The 16070-nt window shown below is 71.9% G+C and carries 13 protein-coding genes, 4 tRNA genes and 1 other RNA gene; 9 read left to right on the top strand and 9 right to left on the bottom strand.

From position 1 onward, the window contains the following. Positions 1–76: 76 nt before the first annotated feature. Genes purL through purS form a run of 3 tightly spaced genes read right to left on the bottom strand, consistent with a single transcriptional unit; the run spans position 77 to position 3257 of the window. Positions 77–2326 (bottom strand): phosphoribosylformylglycinamidine synthase subunit PurL, encoded by a 2250-nt coding sequence (purL, locus tag OHT74_RS20765; protein WP_266995602.1) that lies wholly within the window; start codon positions 2324–2326, stop codon positions 77–79. Continuing rightward, on the bottom strand, positions 2323–3003 hold the full coding sequence (purQ, locus tag OHT74_RS20760) for a phosphoribosylformylglycinamidine synthase subunit PurQ (protein WP_328621023.1): 681 nt from the start codon (positions 3001–3003) through the stop codon (positions 2323–2325). The genes purL and purQ overlap by 4 nt, the downstream gene beginning before the upstream one ends. A gap of 2 nt (positions 3004–3005) precedes the next feature. After that, positions 3006–3257 carry a phosphoribosylformylglycinamidine synthase subunit PurS gene (gene purS, locus OHT74_RS20755; protein ID WP_266665871.1) on the bottom strand — a complete coding sequence of 84 codons (252 nt, stop codon included), beginning with the start codon at positions 3255–3257 and terminating at the stop codon, positions 3006–3008. A gap of 346 nt (positions 3258–3603) precedes the next feature. Here purS and OHT74_RS20750 point away from each other — a divergent pair, with 346 nt between their 5' ends. The 6 genes from OHT74_RS20750 to OHT74_RS20725 all read left to right on the top strand — a co-directional run bounded on the left by OHT74_RS20750 (position 3604) and on the right by OHT74_RS20725 (position 6407). After that, positions 3604–3921 (top strand): histone-like nucleoid-structuring protein Lsr2, encoded by a 318-nt coding sequence (locus tag OHT74_RS20750; protein ID WP_266665870.1) that lies wholly within the window; start codon positions 3604–3606, stop codon positions 3919–3921. Positions 3922–4052: 131 nt separating this feature from the next. Beyond that, positions 4053–4124: transfer RNA gene (locus OHT74_RS20745), tRNA-Gly, on the top strand. 80 nt (positions 4125–4204) lie between these two features. Continuing rightward, positions 4205–4277, top strand: a tRNA-Gly gene (locus OHT74_RS20740). A 183-nt stretch (positions 4278–4460) separates the two neighbouring features. Further along, on the top strand, positions 4461–5699 hold the full coding sequence (locus OHT74_RS20735; protein WP_328621022.1) for a sensor histidine kinase: 1239 nt from the start codon (positions 4461–4463) through the stop codon (positions 5697–5699). Further along, positions 5696–6307: a response regulator transcription factor gene (locus OHT74_RS20730; protein ID WP_328621021.1), complete on the top strand. Its 612-nt coding sequence runs from the start codon at positions 5696–5698 to the stop codon at positions 6305–6307. Before OHT74_RS20735 ends, OHT74_RS20730 begins: the two co-directional genes overlap by 4 nt. Before the next feature lie 24 nt (positions 6308–6331). After that, positions 6332–6407: transfer RNA gene (locus OHT74_RS20725), tRNA-Gly, on the top strand. A gap of 109 nt (positions 6408–6516) precedes the next feature. On the opposite strand, the gene OHT74_RS20720 is transcribed toward OHT74_RS20725, so the two are convergent. The 6 genes from OHT74_RS20720 to ffs all read right to left on the bottom strand — a co-directional run bounded on the left by OHT74_RS20720 (position 6517) and on the right by ffs (position 14824). Continuing rightward, complete coding sequence (locus tag OHT74_RS20720) at positions 6517–7419, bottom strand: phosphoribosylaminoimidazolesuccinocarboxamide synthase (protein ID WP_266665868.1); 903 nt, start codon at positions 7417–7419, stop codon at positions 6517–6519. 81 nt (positions 7420–7500) lie between these two features. Beyond that, positions 7501–8979, bottom strand: a complete 1479-nt coding sequence (locus tag OHT74_RS20715) for a N,N-dimethylformamidase beta subunit family domain-containing protein (protein ID WP_266665867.1) — start codon at positions 8977–8979, stop codon at positions 7501–7503. Positions 8980–9199: 220 nt separating this feature from the next. Further along, positions 9200–10804, bottom strand: coding sequence for a hypothetical protein (locus tag OHT74_RS20710; protein ID WP_328621020.1), 1605 nt, complete (start codon positions 10802–10804; stop codon positions 9200–9202). A gap of 288 nt (positions 10805–11092) precedes the next feature. Then, the gene (purD, locus tag OHT74_RS20705; RefSeq protein ID WP_266665865.1) at positions 11093–12346 is read right to left on the bottom strand and encodes a phosphoribosylamine--glycine ligase; all 1254 of its coding nucleotides are present in this window, start codon (positions 12344–12346) and stop codon (positions 11093–11095) included. Between the two features lie 60 nt (positions 12347–12406). Beyond that, on the bottom strand, positions 12407–14659 hold the full coding sequence (locus tag OHT74_RS20700) for a DNA polymerase III subunit gamma and tau (protein ID WP_328621019.1): 2253 nt from the start codon (positions 14657–14659) through the stop codon (positions 12407–12409). Positions 14660–14725: 66 nt separating this feature from the next. Further along, an RNA gene (gene ffs / locus OHT74_RS20695) (signal recognition particle sRNA small type) lies at positions 14726–14824 on the bottom strand. A gap of 131 nt (positions 14825–14955) precedes the next feature. On the opposite strand from ffs, the gene OHT74_RS20690 reads away from it, so the two are divergent. From OHT74_RS20690 to OHT74_RS20680, 3 genes are all read left to right on the top strand, one after another. Next, positions 14956–15043, top strand: a tRNA-Ser gene (locus OHT74_RS20690). 365 nt (positions 15044–15408) lie between these two features. Beyond that, positions 15409–15624, top strand: a complete 216-nt coding sequence (locus OHT74_RS20685) for a type II toxin-antitoxin system VapB family antitoxin (protein ID WP_183066302.1) — start codon at positions 15409–15411, stop codon at positions 15622–15624. Continuing rightward, positions 15621–16043, top strand: a complete 423-nt coding sequence (locus OHT74_RS20680; RefSeq protein WP_266665863.1) for a PIN domain nuclease — start codon at positions 15621–15623, stop codon at positions 16041–16043. The genes OHT74_RS20685 and OHT74_RS20680 overlap by 4 nt, the downstream gene beginning before the upstream one ends. Positions 16044–16070 lie beyond the last annotated feature (27 nt).

Raw genomic sequence — 16070 nt, 5'->3', positions numbered from 1 at the left:
TGCGGAAGTGCCCTCGCAGGTCAGAAGGCCTGCGAGGGCACGGAATCACTACAACCGCCGGGCGGTGCGGGCGAGATCAGGCCAGCAGGGCCGGGATCGTCGCCTCGTGGGCGGTACGCAGTTCCGCGAGCGGGATCGTGAACTCGCCCTGGATCTCGATCTCCTCGCCGTCCACCACGCCGATGCGGGTGGCGGGCAGGCCCCGCGCACCGCACATGTCGGTGAAGCGGAGCTCCTCGCTGCGCGGGACGGCCACGATGGCCCGGCCCGCGGACTCGGAGAACAGGAAGGTGAACGCGTCCAGACCCTCCGGCACCACGACCCGCGCACCGTTGCCGCCGCGCAGGCAGGACTCGGTGAGCGCCTGGATCACGCCGCCGTCGGACAGGTCGTGCGCCGCGTCGACCATGCCGTCGCGGGACGCCGAGATCAGGATCTCGCCGAGCAGCTTCTCGCGGCCCAGGTCCACCTTGGGCGGCATGCCGCCGAGGTGGTCGTGGACGACCTGGGACCAGGCCGAGCCGCCGAACTCCTCGGCCGTGTCGCCCAGCAGGTACAGCAGCTGGCCGGCCTCCGCGAACGCCATCGGCGTACGGCGGTTGACGTCGTCGATCACGCCGAGGACCGCCACGACCGGGGTCGGGTGGATCGCGACGTCACCGGTCTGGTTGTACAGCGAGACGTTGCCGCCGGTCACCGGGGTGCCCAGCTCCAGGCAGCCGTCCGCGAGACCGCGGGTGGCCTCGGCGAACTGCCACATGACGCCCGGGTCCTCGGGGGAGCCGAAGTTCAGGCAGTCGGAGATGGCGAGCGGCTTGGCACCGGTCGCGGCGACGTTGCGGTACGCCTCCGCCAGCGCGAGCTGCGCGCCCGTGTACGGGTCGAGCTTCGCGAAGCGGCCGTTGCCGTCGGTCGCCATGGCCACGCCGAGGTTGGACTCCTCGTCGATGCGGACCATGCCGGCGTCCTCGGGCTGCGAGAGCACCGTGTTGCCCTGCACGAAGCGGTCGTACTGGTCGGTGACCCACGACTTCGAGGCCTGGTTCGGGGACGAGACCAGCGCCAGGACCTGCGCGCGGAGCTCTTCCGAGGTCTGCGGGCGGGGCAGCTTGCCCGCGTCGTCGGCCTGGAGGGCGTCCTGCCACTCGGGGCGGGCGTAGGGCCGGTTGTACACCGGGCCCTCGTGCGCGACGGTGCCCGGGGGCACGTCCACGATCTGCTCGCCGTGCCAGAAGATCTCCAGGCGCTCACCGTCGGTCACCTCACCGATGACGGTGGCGATGACGTCCCACTTCTCGCAGATCTCCATGAAGCGGTCGACGTACTGCGGCTCGACGATCGCGCACATGCGTTCCTGCGACTCGCTCATGAGGATTTCCTCGGGCGAGAGCGTCGCGTCGCGCAGCGGGACGGTGTCGAGCTCGACGCGCATGCCGCCGCTGCCGGCGGAGGCCAGCTCGGACGTGGCGCAGGAGAGCCCGGCGCCGCCGAGGTCCTGGATGCCCGCGACCAGCTTCTCCTTGAAGATCTCCAGGGTGCACTCGATGAGGAGCTTCTCCTGGAAGGGGTCGCCGACCTGGACGGCGGGGCGCTTGGTCGGCTTCGTGTCGTCGAAGGTCTCGGACGCGAGGACCGAGACGCCGCCGATGCCGTCGCCGCCCGTGCGGGCGCCGTAGAGGATGACCTTGTTGCCGGGGCCGGAGGCCTTGGCGAGGTGGATGTCCTCGTGCTTCATCACGCCGATGCAGCCGGCGTTGACCAGCGGGTTGCCCTGGTAGCAGGCGTCGAAGACGACCTCGCCGCCGATGTTCGGCAGGCCGAGGCAGTTGCCGTAGCCGCCGATGCCCGCGACCACGCCCGGCAGGACGCGCTTGGTGTCGGGGTGGTCGGCCGCACCGAAGCGCAGCGGGTCGACGACCGCGACCGGGCGGGCGCCCATGGCGAGGATGTCGCGGACGATGCCGCCGATGCCGGTGGCCGCGCCCTGGTAGGGCTCGATGTACGACGGGTGGTTGTGCGACTCGACCTTGAAGGTGACCGCGTAGCCCTGGCCGACGTCGACGACGCCGGCGTTCTCGCCGATGCCGACGAGCATGGCGTCGTTCTGGGGGACCTTCTCGCCGAACTGCTTCAGGTGGACCTTGCTGCTCTTGTACGAGCAGTGCTCGGACCACATGACGGAGTACATGGCGAGCTCGGCGCCCGTGGGGCGGCGGCCGAGGATCTCCCGGATGCGCGCGTACTCGTCCTCCTTGAGGCCGAGTTCCTTCCAGGGCTGGGAGGCGTCCGGGGTTTCGGTGGCGTTCTTGACCGTGTCGAGGCTCATGCGGAGACCAGCTTCTTCAGGACCGACGTGAAGAACGGGAGGCCGTCGGTGCGGCCCGTCCCGATCAGCGGCTCCACCGCGTGCTCGGGGTGCGGCATGAGGCCGACGACGTTGCCCGCGGCGTTGGTGATGCCGGCGATGTCGCGGAGCGACCCGTTCGGGTTCATGTCGACGTAGCGGAAGGCCACGCGGCCTTCGGCCTCGAGCTCGTCGAGCACACGCTCGTCGGCGACGTACCGGCCGTCCATGTTCTTGAGCGGTACGGAGATCTCCTGGCCGGCGGTGTAGTCGCCGGTCCACGCGGTCTCCGCGTTCTCCACCCGCAGCTTCTGGTCGCGGCAGATGAAGTGCAGGTGGTTGTTCCGGAGCATCGCCCCCGGCAGCAGGTGGGCCTCGGTGAGGATCTGGAAGCCGTTGCAGATGCCCAGGACGGGCATGCCGCCCTTGGCCTGCGCGATGATGGTCTCCATCACCGGCGAGAACCGGGAGATGGCTCCGGCGCGCAGGTAGTCCCCGTAGGAGAAGCCGCCCGCGAGGACGACCGCGTCGACCTGGTGCAGGTCCTTGTCGCGGTGCCACAGCGAGACGGGCTCGGCCCCGGCGAGGCGGACGGCGCGCAGCGAGTCACGGTCGTCGAGCGTTCCGGGGAACGTGACGACTCCGATGCGAGTGGTCACCGTCAGGCCTCGACCTTCACGGTGAAGTCTTCGATGACGGTGTTGGCGAGGAACGTTTCGGCCATCTTGTGGATGTGGTCGAGGGCGGCCTGGTCGACCGGTCCCTCCACCTCGAGCTCGAAGCGCTTCCCCTGGCGGACGTCGGCGATCCCCTCGAAGCCAAGGCGCGGCAGTGCACGCTGCACCGCCTGGCCCTGAGGGTCGAGGATCTCCGGCTTGAGCATGACGTCGACTACGACGCGTGCCACTGGCACTCCCGATGGGTGGTTGGTGCGAAGGCGGTTCCCTCAGCGTACCCGTCCGAAATTTCTACGCGGGTAGATATCCTTCGGCCGTGATCGTCCGCCCGTTTCGGCTTCACCAACGCTTCGCAAAATCCACCGGAAAACCACGTGCCCGGGATTGCGGCAGGACACGCGGAGACAATTAACTGGGCTTCGCAATGCAATGGGAATCGCGGTACAAAGGATTCCACCGGGTCGGTGACTTTTTTCGCCTCTCGACCCGGGGCGGAAAGTTGCATTGCTCCGAAACATCCACACAGGCGACATCACCGCACGTCCAACGCGTAGGTGGTGTCGCGCGAAGGGACCGATATCCGTGGCGCAGCGCGTAGTAGTCACGATCTCCGACGACATCGACGGCGGAGAAGCGGCGGAAACGGTCACGTTCGGCCTGGACGGTAAGTCGTACGAGATCGACCTCAATCTGGCCAACGCAAAGAAACTGCGGAAGAGCCTCGAGCCCTTCGTGGCCGCCGGCCGCCGCCAGGCCCGCTCCGGGAAGGCGTACAAGCACACCTCACTGGCCCCGGATCCGGCGGTCGTACGCGCCTGGGCCCGGTCCAACGACCTCGACGTGCCGCCGCGCGGCCGCATCCCGAAGCGGGTCTACGCGGCGTACAACGAGGCCCACTGAGGCCGGCGGGGCCCAGCGGGGCCCGCTAACGAGGCCCGGAGGGGGCCGATTTGCCATCCACCCCCTCCGGTCCGCTAGTGTGTGGATCACGCCGAGGGGCCAGACCGCAAGGTCAAAGCCCCGAAGGTCGTGCGGGTGTAGTTCAGTAGCAGAACATCCTCCTTCCAGGAGGAAGGCGCAGTGTGCGATCCCTGTCACCCGCTCTGCACGCTTTACCGACCACGGTTGTGGATCAGGTAGAGTGATGCACGCATCGCAGCGACATTCGTGTTGCCGCAAGCATGCGGACGTAGCTCAGTTGGTAGAGCACCACCTTGCCAAGGTGGATGTCGCGCGTTCGAGTCGCGTCGTCCGCTCAGCGTACAAAGGCCCTGATCATTGATCAGGGCCTTTGTCGTATGCCTTGCGTGCAATCGGCTTGTGCTGACAAATGTCATCGGGGGAGATGACGGCGCGCACTGATGCCGCCCGCGGGCCGCCGCGAGGCTGGAGTCGTGCACGGCCGGCGACCGCCGGAGCGTGATCGGGGGACTGGGACTGTGTCGAAGCTGACCGGATGGTGGAAGAACCGCAGCAGTGCGGGGAAGGTCGAGCTGTACACACGCTGCTCGTTCCACTTCTTCGTACTGATCGAGATCATGTCGTTCGGATTGCCCCTGGTCGGCTCGGCGGCGATGCGGACGTCCTCGCGTCCCGTGGCCGCCGCGTTCTTCCCGGCACTGTGCGCGCACTCCGTGCTGGTCGCGTTCCTCTCCTCCAGGGCACTGGACTGGCTGGTCGGGCGCCGGGCGCGGCCGGTGCGGCTCGCGGTGGCCACGGCGGTCCTGACGGCCGCCGCGTGCCTCGCCGCCCTCGTCCTGCGCAAGACCGGGCACATCGACGCATCGGCGGCCCCGTCCCTGGTGATCGGCATGAGCTGCTTCGCCACGGGATCGTTGGTGCTGTGCCTGAAGAGGGTCCGGCGCATGTGGTGCGTCGCCCCGGCCGCGACGGCCGGCACGGCCGTCGTGATGGTCGCCCTCGGCCTGCCCCCGGGCGAGGTCGCCGGCTACGCGGTCGGAGTCCTGCTGAGCGGCCTGTTCATGAGCCTGGCCTACGGGTTCTCGGGGTGGCTGCTGAACACCGTCCACGAGCTCGAGCGGGCCCGGGAGCTCCAGGCGCAGCTCGCCGTCGCCGAGGAGCGGCTGCGCTTCGGGCGGGACCTGCACGATGTGATGGGCCGCAATCTGGCGGTGATCGCGCTCAAGAGCGAGCTGGCGGTCCAGCTGGCCCGCCGCGAACGCCCGGAGGCCGTGGACCAGATGATCGAGGTCCAGCGGATCGCCCGGGAGTCGCAGCGCGAGGTACGGGACGTCGTACGCGGCTACCGCGAGGCGGATCTGACGGCGGAGCTGGAGGGTGCCCGCGGGGTGCTCAGCGCGGCCGGGATGGACTGCCGCGTCGAGATCGAGTCCGGCCGTGCGTTGCGCCCCGAGGTGCAGTCGGCGCTGGGCTGGGTGGTCCGGGAGGCCACCACGAACGTCCTGCGGCACGGGGACGCCCGCAGCTGTGTGATCCGGCTGACGGCGCCCGACGAGGGCGCCCTGACGCTGGTGGTGGAGAACGACGGCGCCCCCGAGGCGCCGGCCGGACCGCCGGGCTCCGGGCTCGCGGGGCTGCGGGAGCGGCTCGCGGTGCTGGACGGCACCTTGGAGGCGGGCCCGGTCGACGGAGGCCGGTTCCGGCTGCGGGCGCGGATACCGGGCGGACAACTGCGAGGACTGGAGGTGCGGGCATGAGCCCCGTACGCGTGCTGCTGGCCGACGACGAGCACCTGATCCGCGGCGCGCTCGCCGCGCTGCTGGCCCTGGAGGACGATCTGCTGGTCGTCGCGGAGGCGGCCTCGGGGCCGGAGGCCCTCGCGATGGCGCGCGCCCACCGGCCGGACGTGGCGGTGCTCGACCTGCAGATGCCGGGGGCGGACGGTGTGAGCGTGGCCACATCTCTGCGGGCCGAACTCCCCGACTGCAAGACCATGATCGTGACGAGCCACGGGCGGCCCGGGCACCTGAAGCGGGCCCTCGCGGCAGGGGTGCGGGCCTTCGCGCCGAAGACCGTGTCGGCGCAGCGGCTGGCCGAGCTGATCCGGACCGTGCACGCCGGAGGGCGTTATGTGGACCCGGAGTTGGCGGCCGACGCGATCAGCGCGGGGGACTCCCCGCTGACCGCACGCGAGGCCGAGGTGCTGGAACTCGCGGGGGACGGGGCGCCGGTCGCGGAGATCGCGGAGCGGGCCTCGCTGTCGCAGGGGACCGTGCGGAACTACCTGTCGTCGGCGGCCACGAAGCTCGGCGCGGAGAACCGGCACACGGCAGTGCGTCTCGCACGCGAGCGAGGTTGGGTATAGTAGTTCTCGCGTTACGGCGCACCTGCGGACATAGCTCAGTTGGTAGAGCACCACCTTGCCAAGGTGGATGTCGCGCGTTCGAGTCGCGTTGTCCGCTCCATCGAAGAAGCCCCCGGCCATCTGGCCGGGGGCTTCTTCGTGTTCCGGGCCCAAGCACAGGCCCAGGCCCGGCGTCCAGGCCCGGCGTCCCGGGCCTGGAACCGCCGGCCTCAGGCCCAGGTGAGCCCGGTGAGCCGCTCGTACGCCTCGATGTACTTGGCGCTGGTCTGTTCGACGACCTCCTGCGGGAGGGCCGGCGGCGGGAGTTCGCCCTTCCGGTCCCAGCCGGACGCCGGGGAGGACAGCCAGTTGCGGACGAACTGCTTGTCGAAGGAAGCCTGCGTGCGGCCCGGCTCCCACTGGTCGGCCGGCCAGAAGCGGGAGGAGTCCGGGGTCAGCACCTCGTCGCCGGCGACGAGGGTGCCGTCCGCGTCGAAGCCGAACTCGAACTTGGTGTCGGCCAGGATGATCCCGCGCTCGCGGGCGATGTCCCGGGCCCGGCCGTACACGGCGAGGGTGGTCTGGCGCAGCAGCGCCGCCGTCTCGGCGCCGGTGGTGCGCGCGACCTCCTCGTACGAGACGTTCTCGTCGTGCTCGCCGACCTCGGCCTTGGCGGCCGGGGTGAAGATCGGGGCGGGCAGCTCGGAGCCGTCCACGAGCCCCTCGGGGAGGGCGAGTCCGCAGACCGTACGGGTCTGCTCGTACTCGGCGAGGCCGGAGCCGGTGAGGTAGCCGCGGGCCACGCACTCGACCGGGACCATCCGCAGGTTCTTGCAGATCAGGGTGCGGCCGGCCCAGTCGGCGGGGGCGCCTTCGGGCAGCTCGGTGCCGATCACGTGGTTCGGGACGAGGTCCGCGAGCTGGTCGAACCACCAGAGGGAGAGCTGGGTCAGGACGCGGCCCTTGTCCGGGATCTCGGTGGGAAGCACCCAGTCGTACGCGGACATCCGGTCGCTGGCGACCATGACGAGGTTGCCGTCGCCGTCGCGGTAGAGGTCGCGCACCTTGCCGGTGTGGAGGTGGACGAGGCCGGGCACCTGAACCGGCTCGGGCTTTTCGACGAATCCGGACACGGGGTCTCCCTGTGGTTCTGTACGAGCGCAGCCCCATTCTCCCGTACCTGTCCGCGAACAGGGACAACGGGTCCGGGTCGGTCAGTCCCGCTTGCAGATCCGGTCGAGGAGGTTGGCGGTGGCCCGCTGGATCCGTTCGTCGACATGGCCGGGGCGGTCGAGGGCCGGAGACCAGGCGAACGTGCCGGACGCGAAGACCAGCGCGCCGCTCGGGGCCCGGTACAGGGAGGTCTCCTGGTGGCGCTTCGCGCCCTCGCTGTCGAGGTACGGGGAGTGCGCGAGCAGGATCCGGTCCTGGTGCTCGGGGAGCTGGGTGCGAGGGAAGTACCGGTCGGCCTCGCCGGCGACGAGGCCGGGGAGCTCGTCGTTCTCGGCGGCGCCGGTGGAGTCCCAGAGCCAGTGCGTGGCATTGCGCACGATCAGGGGCGCGGGCTCGGGGACCCGCCCTGCGTACTGGATGCCGAGCAGCTGCTGCTCAGGGCGGTCGATCTCGCGCCAGAGGCCGGGGCGGCCGGGGCCGCGGCGTTTTCGGCAGGTGAGCAGCCGGTCCTCGACCCCGGAGGGGGAGGGGCCCAGCTCGACCTGCCAGTACATGGTGTTGGCGGAGAGGAAGACGAGCGAGGTGCCGTGGTCGCGGGCGCGCTCGACGGTACGGCGCATGGGGCCCGACCAGTACTCGTCGTGGCCGGGGAAGACCAGGCCGCGGTAGCGGGCGGGGTCGACACGGCCGGCGTGCAGATCGCGGGTGTCGGCGTAGGCGACGTCGTAGCCGTAGCGCTCGGCCCAGCGGATGAAGTCGTAGGCGTGACCCACGTGCAGGGGCAGGCCGGCGCCGGCGTAGGGCCGGTCGAAGGAGACGGTGACGGCCGCGTCCCGCTCGCCGAGCAGCCGGCCCTCGTCGTCCCAGGCGTGGTAGAGGCTCGCGCCGGTCCGCCCGTCCTCGGGGTAGAGGTTGTAGGCCTGCCAGGTGATGTCGGGCAGCAGCAGGAGCAGATCGGCGGGGTGGTCGTCGCGGACGGTGAAGGGGATGTGGGACCGGTACCCGTCGGCGGTGGTGAGCACGGCGACGTACGCGCCGACGCTCCAGTAGGAGGGGACCTGGAGCCGCCAGGAGAGCCACCAGTGGTGGCAGGAGACGGTCCGGTCGGCGGTGAGCGGGGCCGGCTGGACGATGCCCGAGAGCCGGGGGCTGGTGGTGATCTTGGAGGCGCCGTCGCCGCCGTAGTGGCCGATGCGGTAGACGTCGACGGAGAACTGCTGGGGCGGGTCCACGGTGATGTGGAAGTCGATGGCCTCGCCGGGCGCGACGGCCCCGGTGGAGGCGAACCCCTTGATCTGCCGGTGCACGTCGTCGGCGGTCCGCGGGCCGCCGTTGCTGCGGGCGCGGGGGTTCTGGCCGGGAGCCAGGGCCGGGTCCACGTACCAGGGCACGACCTGCCCGGTGTCGTCGAAGTACAGCTCGCTGCCCCGGAACCACGGCAGCGGCCCCTGGCCGAAGGGATCGGTCACCGCGTGCGCGAGCGCCCCTGATTCCCATCGCCGGATCTGGTCCGCACCCATACCCGCTCCCCTCCCTCGCTCCCCCGAACGGTCTCTGCTTCACGCCGATGCGGCGCGGTTTCAGAACATCGAACCGCGACCGGTCCCAGCACATCACATAACGCACTCATTCCGTCACCGTTCGCCACATCCGGAGCCACGTAGTACCGGGAGCCCGGTCCCGGGCCGGGCGAACGCCACCCCGCGGCCGCGGGCGAGGGGGTGGGTGGCGCGGGCGGGGTCACACCAGGCGGACCGGCTTTTCCGGGCGGACGCCGAGGGCGGCGAGCCAGTCGCGCAGGGGTTCCGCGTCGCCGTCCTCCACCAGGGTCAGCACCCGGGGGGCCAGGTCCGCGCGGCGTTCGCCGCCGACCAGGAGGACGGGGCCGTCCAGCCAGTCCAGGCCGGGCGCGGCATCGGCGGAGTCCACGGCCGCCGCGCACACCATCGCCGTCACGTGGTCGGCGAGCAGGTCCCGCCCGCTGCGGGGCGGCTGGAGCGGGAACAGCGGCACGGCATCCGCCCCGCGCGCCACCCCGGCACCCGCACCGGCGCCCGCGGAACGTTCCTCCCCGGCCAGGTCACCGCTGAGGAGCCCGGCCAGCGCCTCCCCGGCGGCGCCTTCGCTGGCCCCGTTCGCGAGATAGCCCAGCACCCGGTCCAGCGTCGGCCCCGGCCCGGCGGGTACGGAGAGGGCGTCCAGCGCCGTATGCAGCCGGGTGGCCTCGGCGCGCCATTTGCGGTCCACGACCTCCTCCGGATACGCCGCCCAGTCCACCGGCGACCAGTCCGGACCGGCCTCGGCCGGACCGCCGTGGAAGAGCCGCGCGGCCAGCAGCGAAGTCGCCTCGTCGACCACCCCCGGCCGCTCCAGCAGATCGCACGCGGGCCGCTCGCCCAGCCTCGAGGTGAACCCCTCGGCCAGCCGGTCCCGCCGGGACAGCTCGGTCAGCGCGGAGACGACCCCTGCGTCGAGGTGCGCCGGCCAGCGGCCCATCCGCCATGCGGGCAGCGCGACCCGGGTCAGCAGCCGGTCCCAGCCCGCGTAGGCGAGGCCGACCTGCTCCTGGGCGACGATGCGCAGCCCGTAATCCACACCCTGTGCACGGTCCGAGGCTGCGGCGGCCACCCCGCGCTCCATCTCGGCGGCATCCGCCTGGCACAGCCGCAGCAGCAGCCGGGCCGGCCTGCCGATCCAGCCGAGGCCGGGCCGGCTGCCCACGTCCACGGCGGCATCGAGTCCGCGGATGAACCCACGGGCGTCGGCTATGTCCGGATGCGCGGAAGGGCCCGTACCGGCGACGACCGGCGCCAGGACCGCGCGCAGCTCGGCAACCCGCATCCACCACAGGAACGGCGAGCCGATCACCAGCACGGGAGCCGCACCCGGCTCCGACTCACGGCCGCCGGATATGCCGCCGCGGCGGTGCGCCGCATGCGCGCGGTCCTCCAGCCAGCTGTCGCAGTCCGGCGTCAGGGCTATCGCGGAGGGCGCGGGCACCTCCATCCGGTCGGCCAGATCCCGCACCAGCCGGTAGAGGTCGGGCGCGGCGGTCTCCGGCAGCGGCACCGTCGGCGTCACGGCCGGGCTCGCCCGCAGCACCACGGCGGCGAACACCCCGCCGACGAGCAGCACCAGCACCGCGACCACGCACACGACGAGAGTCACCAGGGGCCAGGGATCCCCGGCCAGCCGGCCCGTCGTCCGGGCGCTCAGCAGCACCACCGCGAGGGCGGCGGGCAGTACCCCGACGGCCATGGCCCGGCTGCGCACGCGCAGCACGGCCAGGGCCCGGGAGCGCGCGGACGGCGCGCCCACTTCCTCGATCGAACCGGTTCCGGACACGGCCGGACCTCACCCCCTCTGCCCTGCGGCGGTTTCGCTCACTCCCCCACTGTGACACCCGCCACTGACATCGCAATGCCGGTGGGCCAAGTGCCGGAATGCTTGCGCTGCACCCTAGTTGGGGACCGTTCGACAGTCAGCCGGACCGGGTGACCATCACCCGATGGAATGGCTTTGGGTAAAGGTGGGTGCGTTCGAACGCGGCCGGATGCACTCGCACGCGAACACGCGCGCGGGCCCGGGCGCACCGAGGTGCGCACCGGGCCCGCGTCGCGACTGCCCCGCTGCTCAGCGGCCTTCGGCCGCCTTGGCGGCAATGTCCGTACGGTGCTGGGAGCCGTCCAGCCGGATCCGCGCGACGGCCTTATACGCCTTCTCGCGGGCCTGTGCCAGATCGGAACCGGTCGCCGTCACCGACAGCACGCGGCCGCCCGCGCTGACGACGGCTTCGCCCTCGCGCCGGGTCCCGGCGTGCAGGACGTACGCGTCGGGACCGTCCTCGGCGGCCACCTCGGCCAGGCCCTCGATCGGGTCCCCGGTACGCGGGGTCTCCGGGTAGTTGTGGGAGGCGATGACCACAGTGACGGCCGCGTCCTCGCGCCAGCGCAGCGGCGGCTCGGCGTCCAGCGTGCCGTTCGCGGCGTTCAGCAGCACGCTCGCGAGCGGGGTGTGCAGCCGGGCCAGGACCACCTGGGTCTCGGGGTCGCCGAAGCGGGCGTTGAACTCGATGACGCGGACGCCGCGCGAGGTGATCGCGAGGCCTGCGTACAGCAGCCCGGAGAACGGAGTGCCGCGGCGGCGCAGCTCGTCCACGGTCGGCTGGAGGACGGTCTCCATGACCTCGTCGACCAGCTTCGGGTCGGCCCAGGGCAGTGGCGAGTACGCGCCCATGCCGCCGGTGTTGGGGCCCTCGTCGCCGTCGAGCGCGCGCTTGAAGTCCTGCGCGGGCTGGAGCGGCAGCACGGTGACGCCGTCGGTGATGGCGAAGAGGGAGACCTCGGGGCCGTCGAGGTACTCCTCGATGACGACGCGGTCGCAGCCGAGCGCGTGCGCGCGGGCGGCGGCCAGGTCGTCGGTGACCACGACGCCCTTGCCGGCGGCGAGGCCGTCGTCCTTGACGACGTACGGGGCGCCGAAGGCGTCGAGGGCCGCGTCCACCTCTTCGGGGGTGGTGCACACGTAGCTGCGCGCGGTCGGGACGCCGGCCGCGGCCATCACGTCCTTGGCGAACGCCTTGGAGCCCTCCAGCTGCGCCGCTTCCGCGGACGGGCCGAAGACGGGGATGCCGGCGGCGCGGACGGCGTCGGAGACGCCGGCGACCAGGGGCGCCTCCGGGCCGACGACGACCAGGCCGGCGCCGAGCTCGGTGGCGAGGCGGGCCACGGCCGCGCCGTCGAGGGCGTCGACCGGGCGCAGCTCCGCCACCTCGGCGATGCCGGCATTGCCGGGAGCGCAGTACAGCGCGTTGACGTCGGGGTCGAGGGACAGAGAGCGGCACAGGGCATGTTCGCGGGCGCCGCCGCCGATGACGAGGACCTTCACGCCATGCAGCCTAGCCCGCGTGGCGGGATGTCTTTCGTGCGGCCACCCAATGAGACGGCCCTACTCGTTCGTGTATTCCTCTATGACGGTGGCTCCGAGCTCGCGCACGATGAGGTCGTGTCCGGTCAGGGCGCTCTCGACGAGGTCGGGGTCGTCCTCCTCCGGTACGTCGTCCTCGGGCGCGACCGGCGGGGGCGCCTGCTGTACGGGAGGCTGCGGCGCGGAACCGCCCTGCTGGGGCTGCTGCTGCGGCTGGTACGGCTGCTGCGCGGCGGGAGCCTGCTGCGTCGGGGCCGCAGGCGGCGGGCTGTAGGCGGGCGCGGCCGGGGCAGAGTACGAGGACGGGGCCGGCTGGCCACCTCCCCCTCCCACCACGGCGTCGATCTTCCAGTTGACCTGGAACTGCTCGGCCAGGACGGCCTTGAGCACGTCCTCGCTGCCGCTGCTCGCGAAGTTGTCGCGGGCTCCGACGTTGGGGAAGCCGAGCTGCAGGGTCGTCCCGTCGAAGCCGGTGACCTGGGCGTTCTGGCTGAGCAGGATCCAGGTGAAGCGGCGGCGGTTCTTGACGGCCTCGAGGACGCCGGGCCACATCGCCTGGACCTGCCCGGCGCCGGCGGCCATGCCGGGCGACGGGGCGGCGGCCGGGGCGGGCGGGGGCGCCGGGGCGGCCGGAGCCGGGGCGGCGGCCGCGGGCTGGCCCGAGCCGGGCGCGGCGGCGCTGGGCCAGGCACCGGCGGCGGGGGCGGGGGCGGGGGCGGCCGGAGCCGGGGCGGAAGCAGCCGGAGCCGGGGCGGAAGCGGCGGCTCCGGGCCAGGCGCCGGGGGCACCGCCACCGGGCTGCGCGGCCCCGGGCCAGGCGCCGGGCGCGGGGGCCGAAGCGGCGGGGGCCTGCACGGGAGCGGGAGCCGGAGCGGGCGGCTGCACCGCAGCAGGGGCCGGCGCCTGGACCGGAGCCGGGGCCGGCGCGGCAGGGGCCTCCGGCTCGGGAGCCCGTACGGCGGCAGCGGCGGCCCGCGCGGCGGCGACGCCCCCGCCGGGCCCGGCCGGGGCCATGGCATGCGCCTCGGGCCCGGGCACGTAGCCCATGGCGGGCCCGCCGGCCGGGGCGGCGGCCATCCCGGGCATCCCGGGCATCCCGGCGGCGCCGGGGGTGAACCCGCTGCGCTCCAGCCGGTCGAGCCTGGCCTGGAAGGACCGTTCGTCGTCGAAGGCGGCGGGCAGCAGCACCCGGGCGCAGATCAGCTCGAGCTGGAGCCGCGGCGAGGTCGCGCCGCGCATCTCGGTGAGCCCGGTGTTGACCAGGTCGGCGGCGCGGCTCAGCTCGGCGGCCCCGAACACGGACGCCTGGGCCTGCATCCGCTCGACGACATCGGCGGGGGCGTCGATGAGCCCCTTCTCCCCGGCGTCGGGCACGGCGGCCAGGATCACCAGGTCCCGCAGCCGCTCCAGCAGGTCGGCGACGAAGCGGCGCGGGTCGTTGCCGCCCTCGACCACCCGGTCGACGACCTCGAAGGCGGCCGCCCCGTCCCCGGCGGCGAAGGCGTCGACGACGGAGTCGAGCAGCGATCCGTCGGTGTACCCGAGCAGGGAGGTGGCCATGGCATACGTCACACCGTCGTCGGCGGCGCCGGCGAGCAGCTGGTCCATGACGGACATCGAGTCACGCACGGACCCGGCGCCGGCCCGTACGACGAGCGGCAGCACGCCGTCCTCGACCTTGGCCCCCTCGCGCCCGCAGACCTCGCCGAGGTAGTCCCGCAGCGTGCCGGGCGGCACGAGCCGGAACGGATAGTGGTGCGTCCGGGACCGGATGGTCCCGATGACCTTCTCCGGCTCGGTGGTGGCAAAAATGAACTTGAGGTGCTCCGGCGGCTCCTCGACCACCTTCAGCAGGGCGTTGAAGCCCGCCGAGGTGACCATGTGGGCCTCGTCGATGATGTAGATCTTGTAGCGGCTGGAGGCGGGCCCGAAGAAGGCCTTCTCCCGCAGGTCACGGGCGTCGTCCACACCACCGTGCGAGGCGGCGTCGATCTCGATGACGTCGATCGACCCCGGCCCGTTGCGCGCCAGGTCCTGGCAGGACTGGCACACCCCGCAGGGCTCGGGAGTGGGACCCTGCTCACAGTTCAGGCACCGGGCCAGAATCCGCGCGCTGGTGGTCTTGCCACAGCCTCGGGGCCCGCTGAACAGGTACGCGTGATTGACCCGGTTGTTCCGCAGGGCCTGCATCAGGGGGACAGTGACATGCTCCTGCCCGATGACCTCGGCGAACGACTCGGGGCGGTAGCGGCGGTACAGCGCAAGGGACGACACGTCTACGAGGTTATCCGGGCCCGCCGACAAAGACGCCCCGCCGGCGGTCCTGCCGACCGTCCCGGAACGCAAAGCGCCCCCCACGCACCCGCCAGAGCCCACTTACCCTTGCTGCCTTCCGGCCCTGGGGGAGTTGGGTGAGATAGCGCCACGTGAGGGGCTGGGCCCCACCCTAGCCGATGAAAGCCCCCGGAATCGACCCGCTCCCGCCCCGGACCCCGACCGGATCCCCGCCCGGATCCCCTGCGGACGATCACGTTCGCGAGCACCCCTCAACGTCTTGTATTGTTTGCGGCGGAGGATTCGCCTAGTGGCCTAGGGCGCACGCTTGGAAAGCGTGTTGGGGGCAACCCCTCACGAGTTCGAATCTCGTATCCTCCGCCAGTGCCTCACCGGGCACTTGAAGGCCCCGACCGGGAAACCGGCCGGGGCCTTCTGCGTTCTACTGGGGCAGGGGCCCGGCGGCGATGGCGCGGCCAAGCTCGGTCTGCGCCGGCTCGCGCCGACTGTTCTGGTCAGTCACAGCTCACTCGACGCAACCCTCGCAGCGCTCCGCGCCGAGGGCCACGCCCCCGTCGCCGAAACGGCCGGGGGAACCGTACGCATCGAGAAGGTCCGGCCCCAGCGGGCGGCCAGTCCTGCTCTCCCGGATCCACAGCGTCATGCCCGGGTAGCACCCGGCGGCCCGACAGCCATGATGAACCTTGCGAGATATACTTGGTTCGACAATTGATATCCAGGAGGTGCGCATGAGTCGGACCGTCATCGATCTGGACGACGAGCTGGTCGCCGACGTGGCGAAAGCCCTGGGGACGAGCACCAAGAAGGAAACCGTCAACACCGCCCTGCGCGAGGTTCTGGAGAACCGACGCCGCGCCCTGGCGCTCACCCGGCTCCGGGCCGCGGCCGACGAGGGCGCTTTCGACCTGGAGCTGTTCGAGAACAAGAGGAACTACCGGCGGTGAACGCGGCGCAGTTCCTGATCGACACCAGCGCGCTCGCGCGCTTCATGCGCGGGGATGCGGAGCAGTACGGCTGGGACCAAGCGGCAGCCGCCGGTCTCATCGCCACCTGCCCCATCACCGAGCTGGAGTTCTTCTACAGCGCCCGGTCGGCAGCCGACCGGGCGCGCGGCATCGAGGACATACGGCTGATCTTCGGCTGGGTTCCCGTCGACGACCGCTCCTACGACCGGGCCTGGCAGGTTCAGGAAGCCCTCACCAAGCAGGGGAAGCACCGCAGCGCCGGAGCAGTGGATCTCATCGTCGCCGCAACAGCCGAGCTGCAGGGTCTCACCCTCCTGCACCGCGACCACGACTTCGAGTGCATCGCCGCCGTGACCGGGCAGCCCCTCCAGTGGTACGGCCCGGAGGCCGGCAAGTAGGACCCGTGGTTGCAGTTCTGGTTGCAT

Source organism: Streptomyces sp. NBC_00354, from assembly GCF_036106915.1.
Taxonomy (GTDB): Bacteria; Actinomycetota; Actinomycetes; order Streptomycetales; family Streptomycetaceae; genus Streptomyces.
The sequence above is the reverse complement of the archived record's forward strand: the minus strand, read 5'-3'. Positions and strand labels throughout refer to the sequence as shown.

Coding starts and splice junctions, on each gene's coding strand:
- purL (WP_266995602.1), bottom strand. CDS start 2,326: ATGAGCCTCGACACGGTCAAGAACGCCACCGAAACCCCGGACGCCTCC.
- OHT74_RS20730 (WP_328621021.1), top strand. CDS start 5,696: ATGAGCCCCGTACGCGTGCTGCTGGCCGACGACGAGCACCTGATCCGC.
- OHT74_RS20685 (WP_183066302.1), top strand. CDS start 15,409: ATGAGTCGGACCGTCATCGATCTGGACGACGAGCTGGTCGCCGACGTG.
- OHT74_RS20715 (WP_266665867.1), bottom strand. CDS start 8,979: ATGGGTGCGGACCAGATCCGGCGATGGGAATCAGGGGCGCTCGCGCAC.